Consider the following 1,124-nt stretch of genomic DNA (forward strand, 5'->3'; position numbering starts at 1 on the left):
AGGATCGGGCCAGCATCCACCACCTCCTCCACCCGACTCGCCCGCAACGCCCGCGCATAGAGCATCATGCCCTCGCGCACCTTGCGCTGCTCGGCTTCGGTCAACGCCGCCAGCGCGCCGCGCACCTGCTGCCGGCCGAACGCGTGCAACGCTTCCAGCGTGCGCCGGCCCTTTGCGGTGAGCGAGAGCTGCTTGCTGCGGGCATCGAGCTCGTCCGGCGACTCCCTGAGCTCGCCGCAATCGATCAGCTTGCGCACCAGGCGGCTGACGCTGGATTTCTCTAGGCGCAGAAAGTCGCCGAGCTCGCCCGATGTCATGGGACCACGGATGCCGATCTCCAGGATGGTGTGCACCGCCGAGGGCGGATAGTCCGATGCCGCCACCGTCGCGTCCATGAAGCCGAGCTCGCGCACCATCAGGCGCGAGGCGGCGCGGATGTCGTCGATCAGCGAAAGCTCGGCCATCTTGACTCCCGGCATATAGTTGTATCATACAACTATATGGGCGCAACGCCGCGCGCAAGTGTCTGGAGTGGGCGATGAGCGGGACTTTGCCGGCAGGTCAGCGGATGAGCGGCAAGGTCTGCCTCGTCACCGGCGGCGGCAGCGGCATCGGCCGCGCCACCGCACTGCGCATGGCGTCCGAGGGCGCCCAGGCGATCCTGGTCGCGGGCCGGCGCGAGGCCGAGATCGAGGCAACCGCCGCCTCGTGCCGCGAGCTCGGCGCGAACGCGATCGCGATTCAGGCCGACATCACCAAGGAAGACGACGTCGCGCGCCTCGTCGGCACAGCCATCGCGCGTTGCGGCCGGCTCGACGTCGCCTTCAACACTGCCGGCTTCCAGGAGCGCCGCGCACCGCTGGAAGAACAGGGCACGGAGATCTACGACAACGTGTTCGACACCAATGTCCGCGCGCTGTTCTTCTGCCTGCGTCATCAGCTGCCGGCGATGCTGGCACAGGGGCGCGGCAGCATCGTGGTCAACGCCTCGGTCAGCGGCGTGCGCAATCCCAATCCCGGCTTTTCGCTCTATTCGGCGTCCAAGGCTGCCGCGATCTCGCTGACGCGCTCGGCGGCGATGGAGAACGCGCCGCGCGGCATCCGCATCAATGCCATCGCCCCCG

At 68.1% G+C, this 1,124-nt stretch carries 2 protein-coding genes; one reads left to right on the plus strand and one right to left on the minus strand.

Annotation, left to right across the window (positions count from 1 at the left end; genetic code table 11):
• Positions 1-464 (minus strand): MarR family winged helix-turn-helix transcriptional regulator (locus tag JHD07_RS03855; RefSeq protein ID WP_291619135.1); only part of this gene is annotated, 464 nt, incomplete at its 3' end.
• A 74-nt stretch (positions 465-538) separates the two neighbouring features.
• On the opposite strand from JHD07_RS03855, the gene JHD07_RS03860 reads away from it, so the two are divergent.
• On the plus strand, positions 539-1,124 hold a 586-nt coding region (locus tag JHD07_RS03860), incomplete at its 3' end, for an SDR family NAD(P)-dependent oxidoreductase (protein ID WP_291619137.1).

Source organism: Bradyrhizobium sp. (assembly GCF_016462955.1).
Taxonomy (GTDB): domain Bacteria; phylum Pseudomonadota; class Alphaproteobacteria; order Rhizobiales; family Xanthobacteraceae; genus Bradyrhizobium.